Source organism: Lentibacillus kimchii (assembly GCF_055381965.1).
Map to the genome: position 1 here is coordinate 2,728,952 of NZ_AP043934.1, position 21,362 is coordinate 2,750,313.

The 21,362-nt window shown below is 39.5% G+C and carries 22 protein-coding genes and 2 pseudogenes; 16 read left to right on the forward strand and 8 right to left on the reverse strand.

Annotation, left to right across the window (positions count from 1 at the left end):
* Window positions 1-227: 227 nt before the first annotated feature.
* From ACZ444_RS14205 to ACZ444_RS14220, 4 genes and pseudogenes are all read right to left on the reverse strand, one after another.
* Window positions 228-908: an LrgB family protein gene (locus ACZ444_RS14205; protein WP_382358421.1), complete on the reverse strand. Its 681-nt coding sequence runs from the start codon at window positions 906-908 to the stop codon at window positions 228-230.
* Window positions 905-1,282, reverse strand: a complete 378-nt coding sequence (locus tag ACZ444_RS14210; RefSeq protein WP_382358420.1) for a CidA/LrgA family protein — start codon at window positions 1,280-1,282, stop codon at window positions 905-907. Before ACZ444_RS14210 ends, ACZ444_RS14205 begins: the two co-directional genes overlap by 4 nt.
* A gap of 14 nt (window positions 1,283-1,296) precedes the next feature.
* Entirely contained in the window at window positions 1,297-1,938 is a 642-nt protein-coding gene (locus ACZ444_RS14215; protein WP_382358419.1) for a GntR family transcriptional regulator, read from the reverse strand.
* 449 nt (window positions 1,939-2,387) lie between these two features.
* Window positions 2,388-2,951, reverse strand: a pseudogene (locus tag ACZ444_RS14220) (recombinase family protein); the annotation flags it as partial.
* Between the two features lie 352 nt (window positions 2,952-3,303).
* Here ACZ444_RS14220 and ACZ444_RS14225 point away from each other — a divergent pair.
* The 8 genes from ACZ444_RS14225 (at window position 3,304) to ACZ444_RS14260 (ending at window position 9,226) form a co-directional block, all read left to right on the forward strand.
* Window positions 3,304-3,630, forward strand: a complete 327-nt coding sequence (locus ACZ444_RS14225; RefSeq protein ID WP_382358418.1) for an ArsR/SmtB family transcription factor — start codon at window positions 3,304-3,306, stop codon at window positions 3,628-3,630.
* Between the two features lie 74 nt (window positions 3,631-3,704).
* Window positions 3,705-4,589, forward strand: a complete 885-nt coding sequence (locus ACZ444_RS14230) for a permease (protein WP_382358417.1) — start codon at window positions 3,705-3,707, stop codon at window positions 4,587-4,589.
* A 14-nt stretch (window positions 4,590-4,603) separates the two neighbouring features.
* Window positions 4,604-4,756 carry a hypothetical protein gene (locus tag ACZ444_RS14235; RefSeq protein ID WP_382358416.1) on the forward strand — a complete coding sequence of 51 codons (153 nt, stop codon included), beginning with the start codon at window positions 4,604-4,606 and terminating at the stop codon, window positions 4,754-4,756.
* 137 nt (window positions 4,757-4,893) lie between these two features.
* Window positions 4,894-5,100 (forward strand): hypothetical protein, encoded by a 207-nt coding sequence (locus ACZ444_RS14240; RefSeq protein ID WP_382358415.1) that lies wholly within the window; start codon window positions 4,894-4,896, stop codon window positions 5,098-5,100.
* Window positions 5,101-5,267: 167 nt separating this feature from the next.
* The gene (locus ACZ444_RS14245) at window positions 5,268-5,612 is read left to right on the forward strand and encodes an ArsR/SmtB family transcription factor (protein ID WP_382358413.1); all 345 of its coding nucleotides are present in this window, start codon (window positions 5,268-5,270) and stop codon (window positions 5,610-5,612) included.
* Between the two features lie 25 nt (window positions 5,613-5,637).
* Window positions 5,638-6,927, forward strand: coding sequence for an arsenic transporter (locus ACZ444_RS14250; protein ID WP_382358471.1), 1,290 nt, complete (start codon window positions 5,638-5,640; stop codon window positions 6,925-6,927).
* Window positions 6,928-7,060: 133 nt separating this feature from the next.
* A complete protein-coding gene (gene arsC / locus ACZ444_RS14255) occupies window positions 7,061-7,480 on the forward strand; it encodes an arsenate reductase (thioredoxin) (RefSeq protein ID WP_382358412.1) in 420 nt (139 codons plus the stop codon).
* Window positions 7,481-8,032: 552 nt separating this feature from the next.
* Entirely contained in the window at window positions 8,033-9,226 is a 1,194-nt protein-coding gene (locus tag ACZ444_RS14260) for an IS256 family transposase (protein WP_464433219.1), read from the forward strand.
* A gap of 55 nt (window positions 9,227-9,281) precedes the next feature.
* Here ACZ444_RS14260 and ACZ444_RS14265 read toward each other — a convergent pair whose 3' ends face one another.
* Entirely contained in the window at window positions 9,282-9,815 is a 534-nt protein-coding gene (locus ACZ444_RS14265; protein WP_382359279.1) for a hypothetical protein, read from the reverse strand.
* Window positions 9,816-10,082: 267 nt separating this feature from the next.
* On the opposite strand from ACZ444_RS14265, the gene ACZ444_RS14270 reads away from it, so the two are divergent.
* The 6 genes from ACZ444_RS14270 (at window position 10,083) to ACZ444_RS14295 (ending at window position 16,445) form a co-directional block, all read left to right on the forward strand.
* Complete coding sequence (locus tag ACZ444_RS14270; RefSeq protein WP_382359281.1) at window positions 10,083-10,631, forward strand: DUF5412 family protein; 549 nt, start codon at window positions 10,083-10,085, stop codon at window positions 10,629-10,631.
* A 436-nt stretch (window positions 10,632-11,067) separates the two neighbouring features.
* Window positions 11,068-11,571, forward strand: coding sequence for a PH domain-containing protein (locus ACZ444_RS14275; protein WP_382359284.1), 504 nt, complete (start codon window positions 11,068-11,070; stop codon window positions 11,569-11,571).
* A 5-nt stretch (window positions 11,572-11,576) separates the two neighbouring features.
* Window positions 11,577-13,064 (forward strand): PH domain-containing protein, encoded by a 1,488-nt coding sequence (locus tag ACZ444_RS14280; protein WP_464433475.1) that lies wholly within the window; start codon window positions 11,577-11,579, stop codon window positions 13,062-13,064.
* Window positions 13,065-13,840: 776 nt separating this feature from the next.
* The gene (ltrA, locus tag ACZ444_RS14285) at window positions 13,841-15,634 is read left to right on the forward strand and encodes a group II intron reverse transcriptase/maturase (protein WP_382359188.1); all 1,794 of its coding nucleotides are present in this window, start codon (window positions 13,841-13,843) and stop codon (window positions 15,632-15,634) included.
* Between the two features lie 242 nt (window positions 15,635-15,876).
* Window positions 15,877-16,086 carry a hypothetical protein gene (locus tag ACZ444_RS14290; protein WP_382357923.1) on the forward strand — a complete coding sequence of 70 codons (210 nt, stop codon included), beginning with the start codon at window positions 15,877-15,879 and terminating at the stop codon, window positions 16,084-16,086.
* A gap of 101 nt (window positions 16,087-16,187) precedes the next feature.
* Window positions 16,188-16,445, forward strand: a complete 258-nt coding sequence (locus ACZ444_RS14295; protein ID WP_382357924.1) for a hypothetical protein — start codon at window positions 16,188-16,190, stop codon at window positions 16,443-16,445.
* 262 nt (window positions 16,446-16,707) lie between these two features.
* Here ACZ444_RS14295 and ACZ444_RS14300 read toward each other — a convergent pair whose 3' ends face one another.
* Entirely contained in the window at window positions 16,708-17,148 is a 441-nt protein-coding gene (locus ACZ444_RS14300; RefSeq protein ID WP_449280298.1) for a respiratory nitrate reductase subunit gamma, read from the reverse strand.
* Between ACZ444_RS14300 and ACZ444_RS14305 the strand changes: the two are divergent.
* Together ACZ444_RS14305 and ACZ444_RS14310 are read left to right on the forward strand one after the other, a co-directional pair.
* A pseudogene (locus ACZ444_RS14305) lies at window positions 17,102-17,746 on the forward strand (ABC transporter ATP-binding protein); the annotation flags it as partial. The gene ACZ444_RS14300 and the pseudogene ACZ444_RS14305 sit on opposite strands and share 47 nt — an antisense overlap.
* A 73-nt stretch (window positions 17,747-17,819) precedes the next feature.
* Entirely contained in the window at window positions 17,820-18,470 is a 651-nt protein-coding gene (locus tag ACZ444_RS14310) for a pentapeptide repeat-containing protein (protein WP_382357926.1), read from the forward strand.
* Window positions 18,471-18,529: 59 nt separating this feature from the next.
* On the opposite strand, the gene ACZ444_RS14315 is transcribed toward ACZ444_RS14310, so the two are convergent.
* Entirely contained in the window at window positions 18,530-20,041 is a 1,512-nt protein-coding gene (locus tag ACZ444_RS14315) for a potassium/proton antiporter (protein ID WP_382357927.1), read from the reverse strand.
* A 159-nt stretch (window positions 20,042-20,200) separates the two neighbouring features.
* The gene (gene rodA / locus ACZ444_RS14320; protein WP_382357928.1) at window positions 20,201-21,355 is read right to left on the reverse strand and encodes a rod shape-determining protein RodA; all 1,155 of its coding nucleotides are present in this window, start codon (window positions 21,353-21,355) and stop codon (window positions 20,201-20,203) included.
* Window positions 21,356-21,362: the final 7 nt, after the last annotated feature.

Genomic DNA, 21,362 nt, shown 5'->3' on the forward strand with positions numbered 1-21,362 from the left:
CCACCATGGATAAGCCGTTTACGATTTTCACATCATCAAAACCTCCTCTTTTAAAGATTTTACAGACGTAAAATCTTCAGGACAAAAGGGACGGTTAATTCGTTTTTCCCTTTTCGGATCTAACTTAATTTTCATTTTGCCTTTATCAAGCCAATTCGACCCATCTCTATTGCAATAAATAGAACGATGACAGGAAATCAGGACTGAAAAGGTGAAATCAAGAAGCTTTATGTTATGAAGGTGAACAACACGGGAAGGACCACCGATATGACAAGTGCGGACAAAATCATCGCGACAGAGCTAACTGCACCAGTCGTGCCGCTATCTTCAAGTGCTTTGGATGTGCCGATCGCATGGGAAGCACTGCCGTACCCGATGCCTTTACCCAGTTCATGGCGAATGTGCAGCCACGAAAACAAGTAAGGGCCAATAAGTGCGCCACCGATCCCCGCAATCATGACGAACGTTACGGTCAGCGAAGGCAATCCCCCGATTTGTTTCGCTACGTCGATGGCGACAGGAGTGGTGACGGACTTCGGCAATAACGAAAGTATCATTTGACGTTTGATCCCGAAGATGGACGCGACAGCCCACATCCCGACAATCGCAAGCGCCGATCCGGTGAGGACGCCACCCAGAATCGGCACGAAATGGCGTTTGACAAGATGCCACTCTTGATAAAGCGGGAAGGCCAGGGCGACGACCGCTGGGCCGAGCAGATGGTTGATCCACGTTCCGCCTTGCATATAGACATGGTATGGAATTTGAAATCCATCCAGTATAAAAATAATGACGATCGCAGAGGTGAAGATCGGCAGCAGCAACGGCATTGGAAAACGGCTGTACAATTTCACAGCTAAAATATAAATTCCGACGGTAGCAAGAATAATCACAATCGCAAGGATCATTGCTCAAGGCTCCTTTTTTTGGTGTCGCGGGTAGCGAGTCGTTGGCCGATTAAAGAAGAGATGGCCATGATGAAAACGGTGTTGACGAAGACTAGCATGATAAGCCACAATCCTTTATGGGCAAAAAAAGACTCATATTTTATCACACCGATGGCCGATGGTAAAAACAATAAAGGAAGCCAGGCAAGTAAAAAAGACGAGCCGTATGCGAGCCGCTTTTGACGGATGATGCCGGTCAACAACAGGAAAAACAATAAGATCATGCCGATAATGCTGCCGGGAATTGGTAGGCCTGTCACATGCTGGATCCCTTGTCCGATGAGATAGATGACATACAGGCCGACAATTTGGACAATGATGCGAATGATTTTCAACATAGGTGCTCCTTTCATGGTGAGTGTTCGATGATGCTTATAAATGCCTGCTTCTGGTTACGTAGATGAGTTTTCATCGCCTCTGCTTCGGTATCATTTTTGAGATCCGCAACAATTTGTTCATGTTCGCGGATAAGCTCTTCTCGTCTCGTTTGATAGTTCAGCACCTGCATACCAATACGGCGGACAGCCTCGTTAATTCCGTCGAAAATTTGCATGAGTCGATGGTTGTTTGAACTCTTGTAAAGAACCTGGTGAAATTGCTGGTCCAGCAGCATCAGTTCCTCATCAGACAAATTTGCATGGCTGTTTTTCATGTCTTCGGCAATCTCTGTCATCTCTTTGATTTGCGTCTCGTCCATTTTGGTGAGCAATGACGGCTCAAGCAACAAGCGCAGTTCGAAAATATCTTCGATATCTTTTTCCTTTAACGGTATGACATACGTTCCTTTATAAGGGACATTTTTGACCCAACCCTGGGCTTCGAGACTCTGGATCGCTTCTCGAAACGGCGTTTTGCTAATATGATAATTTTCCAGTACAAGCCTTTCTGTGATCGGCATGTCTTCGGTCAATTCTCCGTTAATGATCGCTTCTTTCAAAATGGATTGGGCTTGTGCTTTTAATGGTTTTGGATTAAATGTGGGCTCTGGCATTATGACACCTCAAATAATGTTATTATGTGTATTGTATACAATATAAGAGTGTTTTACAATGGTTATGCTTTGAAAATGAAAGATAAAGGGAACGTGGAGGGGTGACTTTTGTTTGTAACATCTGTCCCGTCCAAGCGAAAATTGTATTAAACACCCAATCAGAAAGCACACAAATCCATATCATGACATTTTAAATAACTTTGGGACTATGCCCCTTTTTTAAAATGAAAGTACACAGCCCTTCTGTGATATTTTAAATAATCTGATTTGTCAAATTAATCGAGACAACATACTTTCATCAAATGGTTGTCCGACATAACCCATGAAACACTCAATCGGTGGCTGGCTTAAGTCCAGTACAATACCGAACTCAAACCAGCCAAACAGTTGCTTAATAAAAAACTCTAACTTTGTGGGGTCACTACCTTTGATCATTTTCTTCCTTATTAAGAGTTCTTATTTTTATTTAAATAACGATATAGCGTAGCCTTGCTAATTTCAGTCATATCCTCAATTTCGTTAACACTGTATTCCTCGGTATGATATAGCTTAATGGCCTTTGATATGGCTTTTTGATTAACGGTGGGGCGTCCACCTTTTCTTCCCCGGGATCTTGCAGCCTGCAGTCCTTCTTTCGTTCGTTCAACGGTCAGATCTCTTTCGAATTGGCTGAACGCCTGAAACACGGTCATCATTAACCGGCCTTGAGGCGTCGATGTATCAAAGTTTTCCTTATTGCTGACCAATTTCACCTCATGCTCTTCAAAATAGTTAACGAGATCGATTAAATCCTTCGTACTTCTCCCGAGTCTCGAGAAACTTTCAACAATAACCATGTCTCCAGGTCTTACTTTATCTTTCAAACGGGTTAACTCAGGACGATCGGCTTTGGTCCCTGTCATTTTTTCCGTCAATATCTCATTGCAATTATACTTTTTCAATAAATCTACCTGTCGGGATAAATCTTGCTGTTGGGTACTGACTCTTGCATATCCATAAATATATTGAGGCAATAAAAAAACCACCTTTCTAATCAATTGTATCATTAAGGGAGGTTTTAAATACATAGTTTTTGAATAAACTTTTGAAACTAATAATCCTGTAATTTATTAAGAAAAAACAGGTCAGCACATCAGTATCAAAAACATTCATTTTTAATACAACATATATTAGACAGAATTAAACAATCGTACCATATTGTTTAAGAAATCTTTCATGTACTGTCATATAAAAGGGCAGGAGTCACAGGGTGAAAATTTTTAATCGGTTAATCAAAAAAATTTGATTAATATGGTTGCAACTTTAAATCATAACTAATACAATAATTAATAAATCAAAAAAATTTGATCTAAGGAGAGTGTACATATGCCAGTTTTAAATCGAATTGATAACGTTGATCAAGAAGAATTACTTAAAACCTATGAAGCAAAATTCAAGGCTTTAGCTGACCAACTTCGCCTGAAAATCATGTATGAGTTGAACCAGCGAGGTCAGGTTTGTGTCTGTGATTTAGTTAAAATCGTAAATCTGCCTCAATCAAAGTTGTCGTATCATTTAAAAATCTTACTTGATGTTGATCTCATTCAACGTGAAAAAATCGGTACGTGGAATTATTACCGTTTGAATGATGACAAGGTTCGAGCACTCTTGTCAGAAGAATTGTGCTGTGTTTTTTATCCCGAAAAAAAATAAATTTTTAACCAATAGATCAAATATTTTTGATTAAAATATCAATTTTATTTGATGTATTAGACGGAGGAAATACGATGGATAGTTTTTTGGGTTTCTTACAAACATTTTTTAAGCTTCTCTTGGAATTAACAGTTTTATTTATTTTCATCAGTTTTTTGGTTAGTTGGCTACAACAAAAGGTGACCGAGGATAGGATTAAACGAGTACTGGATCGCCCAAATAAATGGAGTGGTTATCTGTATGGAACTGGTCTGGGAGCATTGACTCCGTTTTGTTCCTGTTCAACGATTCCTATTTTAGCAGGGTTATTATCATCTAAGGCTCCGTTTGGTCCATCAATGTCATTTTTAGTTGCTTCTCCACTTTTGAACCCTGTTATCGTCATCTTACTTTGGACATTACTGGGATGGCAATTGACCCTTTATTACGTGATTATTGTTGGGATATTTGCTGTGCTGATTGGTGTTGTTTGGAAAGCACTGGGGCTTGAACATTCCGTTAAAAATGTCAACGTCAGAAAAGGAAGCAGTCAAGACGATAATATCGAAAAATCCAAGTGGAAATTAGCGCTCGAAGATGCTTGGGGATTCTTTTATCCATTGCTGCCTTACCTATTGATTGGGGTCTTTATTGGGGCGTTTATTTATGACTTTATTCCACAAGATTTCATCGTTAAATATGCAGGAGGCGATAACCCCTGGACGATTCCAATCGCCTCCGTTGTCGGTATTCCGATGTATATTCGGGCAGAAGCCATTTTACCTATCGGTGATGCGCTGGTGAGCAAAGGGATGGGGATTGGTCCTGTAATCGCCCTTTTAATTGGGGGAGCCGGAGCAAGTATTCCCGAGGTTCTCCTGTTGAGTAAGCTTTTTAAAAAGAAATTAGTGATTACATTTGTGGCTTCTATTTTGATTGTAGCTATTAGTACAGGATTTATCCTTCACATTATCCTTTGAAGGAGGTGATAAGCATGGCAGAGAAAAAGTCAGGACTGAAAAAGCTGTTCTCCAAGCCCAATCAGGACTGTTGCAGTGTTGAAATTGAAGAAGTCAAATCAACCGAAAACGACAGTTGCTGTGGTGAGACCGATAAGAACAGTGAAAAGCACCAGAAAGAAGCTTAATGAATTAAACAGTCATCACTTATTCTAGCACCCAAACAAAGGACTTTTAAGTAAGTCCTTTGTTTGTTTCCACTAAGTTTATCTTTCTTGCTGAAAAAGTCATAAATAAACCTTCAGATCTGAAAGGGGGACAGGTAATGGTTGTTAATCATGCAGGAACACTAACTCAAGATTATTTTAAGTCTTATATAAAGTTGATTATGAATGTGAATGAATGTCCGCTAGAAGAAACAAAGAACATTGCTTTTAAACAGTTATTTGGAACAAATGAAAGCCGTTTTGGGAAGGAAACCTATAAGAACTTTTTATTAGCTTATCAAAAATTAGAGAATGAAATCGAGTAATGTTTGACCAGTTTACAGCCTCCTCATAAACTGTTGAAATGGATTCTTTTAACGCACATATTTTCCGAGTAACGATTTTTAAATACATTCACATATTCGTCTACTTTTTCATTGTTTATATAAGCAAATAGTTATATAATAATATTGTAATGGAGGGAGGAATTTGTATGCTGCAAACAGCCATTGAAATGGAAGAGGCTGCGGTTATTTTAAAATTAATGGGCGATAAAACAAGGTTGACGATGATGAAATTAATTGATAATCAAGCTTGTTGTGTTTGTGAATTTGTTGAGATTTTTAAAGCAAGCCAACCATCCATTAGTCAACATCTTAGGAAATTAAGAGATGTTGGATTGGTTAAGGAAGAACGAAAAAGACAATGGATTTTTTACTCCATAAATAAAAACAATGAATATTATCCGTTTGTTCAGCCAATTCTTGACCAATTACCTAGTCAGGATCACAAACTGAAAGAGTTGGACGAAAAAGGTACGCGAATTATTTGTTGTTAAGTGGAGGGGAATATTTTTGTCATCAATGTTGATACTAGCTGTTTTAATCTTTTTAGTAACACTTGTTTTAGTTATTTGGCAGCCCAGAGGGTTAAATATTGGATGGTCTGCCATTGGTGGAGCTATCGTTGCCTTATTAGTAGGCGTAGTAGGTTTTAGCGATGTCATAGAAGTAGCGGAAATTGTGTGGAACGCTACCCTGGCTTTTGTTGCTATTATACTTATTTCCTTGATACTGGATGAAATTGGACTGTTTGAATGGGCAGCACTGCATATGGCACGGATTGCAAAAGGTAATGGAATCAAGATGTTCGTCTATATTAGTATTTTAGGAGCGGTCGTAGCTGCCCTTTTTGCCAATGATGGTGCAGCATTAATACTTACACCTATTGTTCTTGCAATGGTTCGGAATTTAAACTTTACAGAAAAAATGATTTTTCCGTTTATCATGGCCAGCGGTTTTATCGCGGATACGACTTCACTGCCTTTTATTGTCAGCAACCTTGTTAATATTGTGTCAGCTGACTTCTTTGATATTGGGTTTGTGGAATATGCATCCCGAATGATTATTCCAAACTTCTTTGCATTGGCCGCAACAATAACCGTATTATTAATCTATTTCAGAAAAAGTATACCGAGATCATATGATGTTTCTCAATTAAGTGAACCTAAAGATGCCATTAAAGATCATAAGATGTTTCGCTTATCATGGTATGTTCTTGGCGTATTATTGGTCGGTTACTTTTTAAGTGAGTTCATTATGCTTCCTGTTTCTATTGTTGCAGGGGTTATAGCGATATTCTTCATACTTATGGCGAGAAAAAGCAAGGCGGTGGATACAAAAGCGGTGGTAAAAGGTGCACCCTGGGATATCGTGTTTTTCTCCCTGGGTATGTATGTGGTTGTTTATGGATTAGGGAATGCCGGACTGACGAGTGCTTTGGGCAGCGTCATTGAGGCGGCCGCAGAACAGGGATTATTCGTGGCGACTGTATCAATGGGTTTCATTGCGGCTTTTTTGTCTTCCATCATGAACAATATGCCAACCGTGATGATTGATGCGCTGGCGATTGCTGAAACCGATTCTTCCGGCGCTATCAAAGAGGCGCTGATTTATGCAAACGTCGTTGGATCTGATTTGGGACCAAAGATTACACCAATCGGTTCACTTGCGACCTTAGTGTGGCTTCATGTTTTGTCGCAAAAAGGCGTCAAGATTTCATGGGGTACTTATTTTAAAACAGGGATAATTTTAACCATTCCGATCCTGTTTATAACGTTACTGGGACTTTTCTTAACGTTGTCCTTTTTATAAGAATCTGATTATAGGGTTATGTAGCTTCTGGGGAGGAATATCGTAAGGTGGGATGTTCTTTCGCAGTTCCTATATTGTTTATCTTTCAAAAGCTTTATCAAAAAGAAGAATATAATGTAAAAGGAGAATTAGGATGTCTCAAAAAAAGATTTATTTTCTGTGCACAGGAAACTCATGCCGTAGTCAAATGGCAGAAGGCTGGGCTAAAAAATACCTTGGAGACGAATGGGAAATTAGGAGTGCTGGCATTGAAGCACATGGTTTAAACGAAAACGCAGTAAAAGCCATGAATGAAGTTGGAATCGATATTTCTGAACAAAAATCAGAGAAAATTGATGCAGCGTTTTTGAATAATACAACGATGGCAGTAACCTTATGCGCGGATGCGGAAGATAGATGTCAAATGACACCACCCCATGTTAGAAGAGAACATTGGGGTTTTGATGACCCGGCAAAAGCAGAAGGTACGGAAGAAGAAATATGGCAAGTATTTCAGCGCGTTCGTGATGAAATAGGAGAACGAATTAAAGGCTTTGCAGATACAGGAGAATAATCAATGTGTCCGAATTAATTTTGTCTACCGGAAACTATTAACTTAAAACGACTCTTTCGTTATACGATCGGGCGCGATTATAGAAAATCATAAGCCTAATTTCTCTCGTTTAAAGGGGGATTAGGTTTTATATATCAATTTACAGTGCATAATTACGCCTAAAAAAATGCAAAATAGTGTTTAAAGTTACACTGCAGGAAGCTAAAATAAGACAAATAAATAGCAAGAAAGGAAACAGATATTTTATTATTTTAATCAACTCCTCCTGGACACTTATAGCATCATAGCTACTATAAATTAGCCCGGCATTATCAGCTTCAAAGTCTTTGGCAGAGTCAATGCTCCGTTTGTGGAAAAGTATTCTTTTCTATGTGACCTGTTCATAAAAGGATACATAGAATGTGAATATGCCTGTAAAACCTCCTCGAATTTGGTCAGAGAGCGTAAAATAGTTTGTGTAAATCGCAATGACTCAATAATGGTCATAGAAAAAGGAAGACCCTTTCCTGTAGAATAGAGTTAGCCAAAACACACCCACAGGAGGTCTTCCCTATGAGCCATCTTACTACAGATTTGCTTGAATCACTAGCCCAAAAACAGGATATTGAAGAAGTTTTTCGCCATCACTTGGAAACAGCGATCAATCAGCTTTTAAAACACGAATTAACAGCTTTTCTGGACTATGAGCCTTATGAGCAGGCTGGCGTTAACTCTGGTAATTCCCGTAACGGATTTTATGGCCGTACGTTTAAGACAGAATACGGCAACCTTGAGCTGCATATTCCCAGAGATCGCAACGGTGCCTTTCAGCAACAAACCCTGGCACCCTATAAACGTTCCAACGACACACTGGAACAGTTTATCATCCACCTGTACGAAAAGGGCATCACAACGGATGAAATCGCCGATTTGATCGAAAAAATGTATGGTCAGCACTATTCCAAACAAACTGTATCCAACCTGACACAGCTTGTGTCAGAAGATGTTAAGGCTTTTCATGAGCGAACGCTGGAACAGCGTTATGTCTGCATTTATCTGGATGCCACGCAAATTCCAATCCGGCGTCAAAGCGTTGAAAAGGAATCGGTCTATATCGCCATTGGCATTGCGGAAGATGGCGGCAAAGAAGTGCTCGACTTCACCATCGCCCCAACGGAATCCGCCGAGGTGTGGGAGGAGCTCGTTCAGCGCTTATATGATCGCGGTGTTGAACACGTCCTTCTTTTCATTTCGGACGGCTTGAACGGCATGACGGATGCGCTGCATCGTGTCTATCCCAAGGCTAAACATCAGGTGTGCTGCGTTCATGTTTCCCGCAACATCGCTAACAAAGTACGTGTGAAAGATCGTGCCGTCATTCTGGATGATTTCAGGGCTGTCTATGAGGCTGAAAGCCGCCAGGATGCTTTAAATGCCCTGGAACAATTTCAAAACAAATGGCATAAGACGTATCCACGTGCTGTCGATGCCGTGATGAAACAGGATCGCTTATTAACGTTTTATGATTTTCCGGCATCCATCCGATCCAGCATCTATACAACAAACCTCATCGAAGGATTTAACAAGGAAATCAAACGCTACGTCAAACGCAAAGAACAATTTCCAAATGAAGATGCCCTGGAACGTTTCCTGGTGACCCAGTTTTTAGATTATAACCATAAGTTCGGTATGCGGTGCCACAGAGGCTTCAAAAAAGCAAAGCCTGAATTACTGCAGATGTTTGAATCGCTGGAGGAACAAGTTTAAACGACTAAAACACTGGCTAACTAAATTCAAAAGGGATAGGGTCATTTACACAAAATTATTGACGCCCCCTTTGGTCAAGCATATTATCTAATTCACTTCTTGAATAATATTTGTTATTCTTAACTCTTCTAATCTTTTCTTCTAATTCTGTGAAACTATTTATATTAGTGACTAATTTTTCTTTTTGAGCTTTTGTATAATCCGAACTAACAATAAGTTCCAGCAGTTGTTGTTTAGTCTGTTTCACTTTAAAAGCTATTGTATCCAGTTTATCTGGCGTCATTTGCTCGGTATCAGTTAGCCAATTTTGTTCAAAGATAGGCAAAATAAATCGGGTATTATCGACGGTTTCATTACTTGTTGCCAACTCTGGAAATTTTTCTTCATAAGAACTTTTAAATTCGTCAACCTCTTCTTCATAGGTTTTACCGTTATGCTTTTCCTGCTCGGGCGTGTATGAGTAACTCTTACCGATGCTAAAAGGCGAGAATGGATAGTACCAAGTCATTATAGAAATAAAAATTATAATGAGGGCAACAAATCCACCAATTCCTGTCCCCCAAATAACTTTTTTACGCTTTGTGCTCATATAAATTTCCCCACTTTCAGGACATAAATTTATGTCCCTTGCTATTGTACATCATTTTAATTGTTAAAACACTTATGATTTTCACCATTATTCTGTATATTAATTTTTGAATAATTAAAATTAATCAGGGAATTATTTCGAAGATGCCGAGATATTTATGCTAAAATATACGCAGTAAGCGGGACAGTTATTCTACAACTTATATATGTGGAAGACAAAAGAAAAGTAATTCATTAAAAAATTTTTAAGTGTCTGGAGTGTGGTTTTGTGGGTAAGAGCTATAATTTATGGTCATTTTATTTAATCCTTATTTGTGCAGGAGTAGCAGTTTACTCATTATATTCTAATATTAACTCCAACATCAGTTGGTTAATTGCACCACCGAATTATGTTTTACTTCTAATAAGTTTGGCTGCCTTTATTTTAGGAATTATTGGTTTTAAAGATAAAAGAAACTGGCGCACTAAAACGCGCAGCTGGTTAACCGTAATCCTGTCACCATTGACAGCTTTGGCACTTTTTCTAGTGATGTCATTTACAGCCTTTTTTTCATCATTAGCAGTGAATGAAGATATAAAGTCAGTAAGTTCCCCTGATGATAGTTATATGATTGACTTTTATTATTTTGATGCAGGTGCAACAGGTTCATTTGGCGTAAGGGGCGAAATAAATGGACCACTTTGGTTTAAGAAAAGAATTTATTTCCAGGAAGGCATAGAAAATGTTGACGTTAACTGGGAGAATGATTATAAAGTTTCTATTAACAATCATTCCTTGAACTTAGATAAGGGAGAAACGTATGGTTATTATAAGTAGTTCACTTACTGTGGAGAAAATCTAAATTAACAATAAACGATCAATTGGTGTGCTTATTTTTGTTGTCATATTAGTGTTTTAGATGTAATAGCAGTCATTTTAGCATATAAATTAACGGCGTTTTTAACGTAATGACAATATTTATTGTCATTATGTTATTTTGCTATCCATTAGTTATGCTAAAATTTCGGTTTGAATCAGTGTGTTTCTTATAGTTAATATTAAAATTCTAACAACTGAAGGAATGTTTCACTCCCTCAATTGTGGGTATTTTCACTTTTTATATGTTAAAATAAAAAACAATAAAAATTTTAAATAACTTAATTGTGTTATTTATAGAGTTATAATTGTTGTACGCATTTTTTAAATTGATAAAAAACTTATAAAAGGAATTTCAAGAAAACATCAAGTTATTGAGGGAGGAGGAGAGCATGCCATGATGAAAGAACCACAACAAAGAATTTCGATAAATGCTGTGAAAATGTGGCGATTGAGCAATATAATTATGTACTTTGTAAGTCTTTTGTTACTAGGTGTTTTTTTGTTTTTGCAACATTATTACGGTTGGCCAAATTGGATAAAGCTTGCTATTTACGCTGTTATTATTATATCGACTATTTCCTCTGCATTTGAAATATTTTGTATTCCTATTTATAAACAGCGAACATGGCGTTATGAAATCGAAAGACACTATATTCAATTAAAACATGGTGGATTTATATTTAAAAATCATTTAATTATTCCAATAGTGAAAGTGCAGTATGTAAATACGAGTCAGGGACCACTTTTAAAAAAATATGGTTTATCTACAGTGAAGATCGGTACGATGGCTTATGTACATGAGATACCTGCTGTTTCTAAAGAAAAAGCAACGGAATTACGAGAGTATATTGCCTTTTTATCAGGTATTAACGAGCGAACAAATAATGAGAGGACTTGAATGCGTTGAACCAATCATTTAAGCGAATGCATCCGTTATGGATGCTGTTTTCTTTTATCAGTTCCATAAAAGAATTAATTCTTATTGTTGTTTTCTTTATTGTGATTATAGGTATTAATTTTGATTCCATTTATGCCAAACTTGGAATAGCAGTGATGATTTTCTATTTAGTTTATAAACCAATATCAATTATTCTTGATTGGAGACACTTTGAGTACTTTTTCACTGATAATGAAATATGTATTAATGAAGGTCGCTTTATCAAAAAGAAACGTTTTATACCGTTAGATTATATTCAAGGCATTAACAGAAAAACAACTGTTTTTTATCGGGTTTTTGGTCTTACAACACTTTTGATAAACGCCGGTTCTAGTATAAATGATTCTTCCATCAAACTCAAAGCAATATCTAATGAAGAAGCTACACGAATACAGGCATTTTTAGATCAATTTGACTCTCTTAAGAATAAAAGTGAACAGAATGAACAAATACCCGCAGACCCTACATCAAAGCATTCTTTTAAAGAAAATCATTATAAGATAACATCGAAAGAAATGTTTATTGCTTCAATTATATCACTAAGATTTATAATTTTTATCGCGGTAATTTATTCTGTTTATGCTGAGATAGCAAATTATATTTCAGTAGACAATTACATTAATGCCGTTATTTCCTTTTTCCAGCAGTCATGGCCGTTAACTTTACTCGGGATTGTTGCCCTTTTGGCATTATCGCTAGTTTATGGAATCTCAAAAACCTATTTACAATATCGGAATTTTACAGTCTCCTCCGATTTAAATCGGATTTTTATTCAAAAAGGTTTATTCAATACAACTGAGTTTTCAATTCCAAAAGAAAAAGTACAAGCAATAAATTTACATGCAACTTTTATTCAGAGGGCTTTTCGCTTTGTGAGAGTTAAAATGGTTAGTGTAAGTGATATGGATGAAGAGGAAATGAAAACTTCAAATACCCTGTTTCCATTTATAAAGAAAGATAGGGCAACGTTATTAATTTCAGAGATATTGCCGGAATTTACTGTTGAATTAGAAATGATAAGTATTCCTCGAAAAGCTATTTTCATGAAACTAGTACGTTCTAGTTATTTGTGGATAGCAGGACCGGCAGTAATTATCAGTTTTTGGCCAGAACTCTGGTATATAGCATTATCTTTGTTTGTTATTGTTATCACTTCACAATTAATAAGTAGCTTCCAAAGTAAATATAAACTCAATCCTCCTTTCATTCAATTTCAAAGGGGAGGTTTTTTAACAAGATTATTTGTAACCAAACGAACAAAGATCGAAGAACTTAAAATTACGGAGTCCTTGCTACAACAAAAATTGGGTCTTGCCTCTGTTCAAATTTCAACACGTGCTAGTCCAATCAAATTAGCTAAAATATCTGATATTCCAAAAGATGTGGCTCTACAATATTATCAGTGGTATGCAAATCAAGATATCGATTTTAAACAAAGAGAATACTATTGTTGAATTATCGAATAAAGCAGAACCGATTGTTTGATGATTCATACCACAATTCTTACCGCAATCGGGCGCCGCTCGACAAGTTCTGCTATAAGCGTTTTGAAGCGTGAAATGCAGGGGATTAGCTATCGGACAATCCCAACTTTACAATCAAGGATGGGAATGAGGGAACCATGTTTCCCAAAACCATCCCGTCAATACTCCTGCATGCGTCATGACTGACAGGTCAAGGGGTTTGAAGTACAGGTAGATTCGGCAGAACGAAGGCTAAAGCCACTCCTTCGGAGAAGGTACGTCAACGGATATGCCGCACGGCTGAAAAACTGAATATGGTGAGAATGGTTTCAGCGCAATGAAACTGACGAACAACCGAATATACAGGTCTAAAGATTGAACATAAGGAAACTTATGTCCCATCCGACGATGGGGTGAGTGGTGTGGAGTAAAAATGCGCCCTCTGAAACACGCTATACCGGACTAAGGCGGTATCCAGCTCACAGGCTTCCAGGGAACACCTAAGTTCAGTATCGATAGCTAGATTGTAAGGGACTTGGAAAACAAGGAACGTTGAAACAAGGACTGTCATCCAAAACGTTTGTCATAAGGCTTTTTGCCAAAAGACATTTATCCTTGCGAGGGTAGGGGTATGACTGATGAATCTCTTGTAATGAGAGTGGAGGAATAGCCCCAAGTCTAACGAAATGAAAGATTATTTTCCAAACGTGTATTGCACCGATCGGGTAGGAACGTGGGAACATCGCTCCGAAAGGTGGGATGCCACAGTGCAAGCTTTACGATATTGGGATTACTATGAAATGACCGAGACTTTCACAGATTTGTACGACAAAAGCTTGAAGCACCAATCCTTTTCTCATCTTTATGATGTCATCACATCTAGAGAAAACATTTTATTAGCCTATCGTACTATAAAATCAAATAAAGGCTCCGGAACACCCGGAACCGATAAGCGTACCATTAACGATATTAAAACGTGGTCTGAAGAAAAATTATTACTGGAAGTCCGAAGACAACTTGACAATTACCGTCCCAAGAAAGTCAGACGAAAATGGATTGATAAAGGAAACGGAAAGTTTAGACCGCTAGGCATTCCTTGCATCTTGGACCGCATTATCCAACAAAGCTTTAAACAGGTACTTGAACCGATTGCGGAAGCTAAATTCTATAACCATAGTTACGGATTTAGACCACTACGCTCGGCACACCATGCTATGGCAAGGGTCCAACAACTTATCAATTTATCCCACTTTCATTTTGTGGTTGATGTTGATATTAGAAGTTTCTTTGACCATATAAGCCATACCCTGCTTATAAAGCAGCTATGGAACATGGGGATTCAAGACCGAAAAGTATTAGCCTGTATCGGCAGAATGCTGAAAGCTGAAATAGACGGAGAAGGCATACCTACACAAGGTGTGCCCCAGGGCGGTCTGTTATCAACTTTATTGGCGAATATCGTTCTTAACGACCTTGACCAATGGGTTGCGGGACAATGGGAATTCTTCCCGCTATCCAAACCTTATCAATCCAAAGTAGGTGAAAGACAAGCCAAAAAGCGCACTAATCTTAAAGAAGGCTACCTCGTCCGCTACGCGGACGACTTTAAAATTCTTTGTAAAGACGGTAAAACGGCACATAGGTGGTATCATGCCGTAAGGCTCTACCTTAAAGACCGCCTAAAATTGGATATTTCGCCCGAAAAATCACAAGTTGTAAACCTGCGGAAACGTGAATCCGAATTTTTAGGCTTCACTATTCGTGCCGATAAAAAGCGTAAGAAAAGAGTTGCGCGTACCGGTATTAAAACCGACAAAAAGCGTCAAATTAAAGAAGAAGCTCGAAAACTGATTCGAAGAATGAGGTCTTCGCCTTCGGCGCTTAATGCGTTACGCTTTAACAGCTTTGTACTGGGGATTCATCAGTACTTCAGAAAAGCCACTAAGGTCAATCTCGAGTTCTCACGTCTTGCCTATGATTTAGGTGCGTTCATATACAATCATCTCAGACCAGTAGGTAAATATGGTCATCCAGCTAACGCGCCGCCGACCTATAAAAAGATATACCGTCGCAGCTTTAAAACGTTTCGAGTAGCTGGTGTCTATTTATTTCCGTTGGCGGATGTGAAAACGCAGAACACCATAGGATTTACTCCGGCAATGACGCCTTTCACCAAAGAAGGTAGGAAAATGATATACAATAAACTACAGCCGGATATTCAATCAGAAATTGGTGCATTAATGAAATCAACGCTACCGAATCGGAGTGTTGAATATATAGATAACCGTATCAGTCGATATAGTATGAAGATGGGGAAATGCGAAATTACTGGCACGGAAGTGCCAGCATCAGAGGTCCATTGCCATCACTATGTACCGTTAAGCCTTGGCGGAAACGACCAGTTTAACAATCTTCGCATTCTTCACGAAGATGTACACCGATTGATTCATACGAAGGAAAAAAAGATGATTTATGAACTCATAGAAAGATTTCAGCTTACAGGGACGATGATTGAAAAAGTCAATCGCTTCCGTGATAAATGTAAGCTTGAACCTATCTAGAAATTCCAAACACGAAGTAACGAGGAACTTATAATCGAGTAAATTACGTTAGATGGAACGCGGAATGCGGGGAAACTTGCACGTTCCGTGTGGAGCAGGGGAAAAGCCGGAGATAACTTCAAACGCTTACCTATTGCTGACGATTCCTTAATAAAGAGCAGCGCCCATATTGCGTATAAGGGCCAGATTGTGAAGTAAAATATGTTAAAATTAAAGTTAATCATCGATAAGGAGGGGGTAACTTGTCACCAGGAAAGCTATATGAAGATAAAAAAGGAAATGTTTTATTATTGGTTTCTCGAACAATAATTACAATATTTCTGGTTTTTGGTATATACACTTTTTTTAATAAGGAACCAATGGCTGCTAAATTACTTGCGACAGGTGGTTCTATCGGATTTTTGTTTTTATTAATTATTACCTTTAAGTCGTCATTAACATCAAAGAGTTAATTCTTCAAACGGGCGCAATTCTGGAATAAAAATTATACTGGAATCGGGCCAGATTATGAAATAAGAATTTGTTAAAATTAAATTATAGGGAGGTCATTTAGATGCAGTGGTCAGAAATAAGCTCAATACTAATTATGCTTTTGCTCTTAGGTTGGGGTATCAGTTTAATGCGTCAAAATAGTGCTTTAAAAAAAGAAAAACTTAGACTTTTGGAGAAAACTGGAGAATATGGCGATATAAAAAATGAAGCAAAAGAAATATTAAAAAGTTCAACAGAAGTAAAGACTGTGAAATCATTGAGAGAGAAATACGATTTGTCATTGATAGATGCAAAAAAAATCGTTGATTCAGTAAAATAGTATCCATCAGCAAACGGGCGCAGTTGTGGAAGAGTCTGGCCATATTGCAGTAAGAAGAAGGTGTCAAAGTGACGAAAGTGAGAATAATTACAACTGTTATTTGGATGTTTCTCATTCTTTATTTACCCAAGGTAATTGGGATAGATAAAAATATTTATTTTTATCTTATTGGTTTCCCAATATCCCTAATCGGGATGTTTGTAATCCAATATCTTTTTGATAAAAAATTGAGAAATACACAGACCCATAATGAAAAATAGTCTTATAACAACTTATACTGCAATCGGGCGCAGTTGTGGAACAACAGAGTAAATATATTATAAAAATCGCTCAATTGATATGAGCGATCTTTTCGTTTTAAAGTCATACTAAAACGAGTGTGATTTATTGCTGCGGTGCTCTTGCCGGATAGCCAGCCGGCAGACTGTAAAAATGAACAAGCCGGGTAAATGGAAGCAAACAGCCCAAATGCAAACACGACATGCATCTTAAAAACATACGGGGTGCCTTCCATTAGCTGATACCTTGGCTGCAGCATGAAGAGACTCCGAAACCATGGCCCGATTGTTTCGCGGTATTCGTAAGCCGTGACCGTCGTATTATAGACAAGTGCCACATATGTACCGGTTCCGGCTACAATCAGCAGTGCGATAACGGCAAAACTATTTTTAATGGACGAACCGCTGTCAAATCTAGACGCCAAACTGCGCTCGCAAATGCGTTATGAAATTCAAAAACTGCATCAGCGCCTGCAGACAACGACGATTTATGTAACACATGACCAGACTGAGGCGATGACCCTGGCAACACGGCTTGTCGTTTTAAATGATGGCGTCATCCAGCAAATCGGGGCGCCCAAAGAAGTGTATGATTATCCCGAAAACACGTTTGTCGGCGGATTTATTGGCTCGCCATCCATGAACTTTTTATACGGAACCCTGCGAAGTGGGCAGTTTATAATTGGAAACGATTCTTTTGCCATTCCAGAAGAAAAAGGGAAAGAGCTGCGTGAACACAATGACTCAAACAAGTGCATGGTTCTTGGAATCCGTCCCGAGGCTATTCACGACGAACCAGCGTTTATAAACGCGTCACCTGACACATCATTTTCGGCGGTCATTGATACTGTTGAACTGCTGGGAGCAGAGACCTGCTTGTATGCGCGTTTAAATGACTATGAGCTGACTGTTCGTGTTTCTTCAAATGCCCGGTATGATACCGGCGACACGATTAAGCTGGCGTTCGATATGACGAAAGCCTCTTTTTTCGACGCGGATACGGAAAACCGTATCTATGGCTGATCGCATTTAACCGAGAAGTCTATTGCCTCCCTCGTAATCTTCAACTATACTAGTCTAAGAGGAGGCCGTCATTGTGAAAAAACGCCAGCGATCGATCCAGACACCAGATTTACCGGAACAGCTGGATCCTCTCACCATTGAGGAGCTAACTGATCACGCGTCTTACGAAATGGGTGCCATCTATTCGGCAATCGGCCCGGTATATGCTGAGCATGTGCGATTTGAACAAATCTATTTTAAAAACGTTACTTTCAGGGATACGGCATTGCCATTTTCCGAATGGCTGGATGTTTCCTTCGAGAATTGTGACCTGTCCGCCGTTAATTTACAGGGGGCTCGCTTGAACAGAGTCACTTTCCATCATTGTAAATTGGCCGGTGCTGACTTTGACCGGGCGATCATGCAGGATGTCACCTGGATAGACTGCCAGGCCCCGTACCTTATCTGTAATGAAACCAAACTCCGGGATGTCTTGTTTGAGCGTTGTCTCGTGAAGGGGGCTAACTTTATTGATGCATCACAGGAGAATCTGCAGCTGGGTGATGCAGACATTGAGGATGTCCAGTTCAGTGGAACCTCACTCCAGGCTGTTGATTTGAGCCATTGTCAGTTCACCCATATCCATGTAGGCGAAGAAGAATTGCGCGGTGCCGTGATTGCACCGGAACAGGCAAGTGGGTTCATTGAACTGTTTGGCATCAGGCTAAACGACCAGGACACATAAATAGGCCGCCAGAGATAGCAGACTGTGGGTGCCTGCCATCGGACAGCCCTCGTGTGGCGCTACTCGCGTTTTCGTCCGAATAACTTCTCTAACTTCTGCGACTTTTGCTTTTGTTTTTCTTTTTTCGCTTTTTTCCCTAAAAAGGCCTGCCTCACCTTAGCTCGCTGATTTTTATCACTCAGCACAAATAACACATCGCCCGCTTCAATTGTTGTATCACCATCTGGTGTAACCAATTCGTCATTCCTGACAACACCAATGACAAGCGTATCATTAGGCAGCATCATATCATTCAGCGTTGACTGGACAACAGGTGCGGTTTTACTGATGGGAAGCTTCATAATTTCCGAATTGGTATCACCCAGATTAATCATTTCAAAACCGCTTGAGTCGAAGTCGTTGCGTTCCTCAGTCAGACCCAGTTTTGTTGCCAGAGGTGACAACGTACTGCCCTGCACAAGGGCTGAAATAAGCACAACGAAAAAGACGGCATTAAAAATAATCTGCGCATTTTCCACATCGGCTACAATCGGATATGTCGCCAAAACGATCGGCACAGCACCTTTCAAGCCTGTCCAGGAGAGAAAGAGCTGCTCCCGCGGACTGTACTTAAAGAAGATCATACACAGACTGGTTGCAACAGGCCTCGCTACAAACATTAGAATGATAGCCAGGAGAATACCTTGCCAGCCAACTTCCAGCAGATCACCCGGAAAGACCAGCATACCGAGAAAAATAAACATGATAATCTGCATCATCCAGGCGAAGCCTTCATTAAAGCGTACAATGGCAAACTTATGCATGAGATCACTATTGCCGACAATGATCCCCATCACATAAACTGCCAAAAAACCGCTCCCGCTCAGATAATCAGTGACACCATAAGTCATAACGGCGCTTCCCAATGCCAGAAGCGGATACATGCCTGAAACATCAAGCTTAATATTATTAATTAACAGCACACTCAGCCGGCCAAATAACAGGCCCAAAACCAAGCCCACTCCCATTTGGACGAAAAAACCGCCTATCGCGGTCCAGATTGTGCTATCCGGCACCTGAATCAGCGTAATAAAGCTGACCGTCAAAAAGACTGCCATTGGATCATTCGTTCCGGATTCAGCTTCCAGTATGGCTGTCAGCCGTTTATTAATATTCTTGCTTCCGAGTACAGAAAAGACTGCTGCAGCATCGGTCGAACCAACAATGGCCCCGAGCAGCATCCCTTGAAGCATCGACAGATCAAGAATATAATACGCAGCCAGACCCGTAATAAGTGACGTCAGCAAAACGCCAACAGTCGCTAATACACCCGCTGGTGCAAGCACAGGCCGCATATTGTTCCACTTCGTCTGTGAACCACCCTCGAACAAAATAATAATGAGAGCCATGATACCAATGAGCTGGGTTAGTTTGACATTATCAAAGTAAAAAAAGTCATTGAGCAGCATTCCGACGAACAGAAAGAGTACAAGGGAGGGCAGCCCTAGGCGGGTCGAGAATTTCGTTGTAAATACACCCACAACGAGCATGAGAGCAAATAGTAACACAAAAGATGTTACACTGGGGTCCATGGCACAAAGTCCTTTCAGAGAAAGAGTCATTTTATAACCAGTTTATCGAATTTTTCGGTAAAAAACAAAAAAATTGCTCCCTTAATTTATTCAAATGAGCAAATAATGGTATTGAACCCGGGAGCTTTTTAGACTAACTTCAAAGATGAACAAAGCTGCCTATTCACTGAACATATACTGACGTGAATGCAATTGCACACTGAACACAAGTCCCAGTGCCAGCATATTCGTAAGCAGCGAACTGCCGCCATAACTCATAAAAGGAAGCGCTAAGCCCGTAATAGGCATGATGCCAATCGTCATCGCGATATTTTGAAATATTTGAAAAGTTAATAATCCAACAACGCCAACACAAATATAGACACCGAACAAGTCCTGGGCTTTAATAGCAATAAGGATAATCCGGTAAATCATCAGGAAGAAAAGGCACAGCAAAAGGCTCGAACCGATAAAACCAAATTCCTCCCCGACAACCGTGAAAATAAAGTCGGTATGCACTTCAGGCACAAGGCCACTCTGCACTTGCGTCCCTTGATCAAAACCTTCACCAGTCAATTGTCCGGAGCCAATGCCCATCCTTGCCTGTTTTAACTGAAAGCCGAAGCCTGATCCGGACTCATCCGTATTAAGCCAACCGTAGATTCGGCCGATCTGGTGCGGTTCCAGCACTTTAGATAAAATGTCCAAATGTTCCTTATACATGTAAAGAAACCCGCCGGCCAGACTCACAGCACCTGCAAACATAGCTGCAATAATTTTAAGAGAAATACTCGATGTAAAAATCAGCACAGCAGCAATAACAGCAATGATAAGTGACGTCCCCAAATCCGGTTGCTTAATAATCAGAACAAATGGTACAAGGGCAAGACCAAGCGCTTTCAGCACGGCCGGTATGCTTGCTTTAAATCCTAAACGTTCACTGCCGATTTTGCTCAACACACTGGCAAGCGCCAGAATAAGAAATAGTTTCATAAATTCGGATGGCTGAACTTCTGTAAAACCTACATTAATCCAGCGCTGCGATCCATTATCACTGGTGCCGAAAAAGTGTACAAACAGAAGCAGCACAACACCAGCTGCATACAGAATATACGAAGACCGCTTCAGCAATTCATAATCAAAACTGGCCACCGCCGCCATAAACAGTAAGCCGATCACATACCAGATGGCCTGCCGTTTCACAAAGTGTAACAAATCACCATTATCAATATACTGCCCCGATCCGCTGTAAATGGCGATCAGACTGAAAATGGCCAGACATATGATGATACTTATTAAGGTTAAATCAATTTGTGGTTTATTTTCTCGCTGCATAGACTTA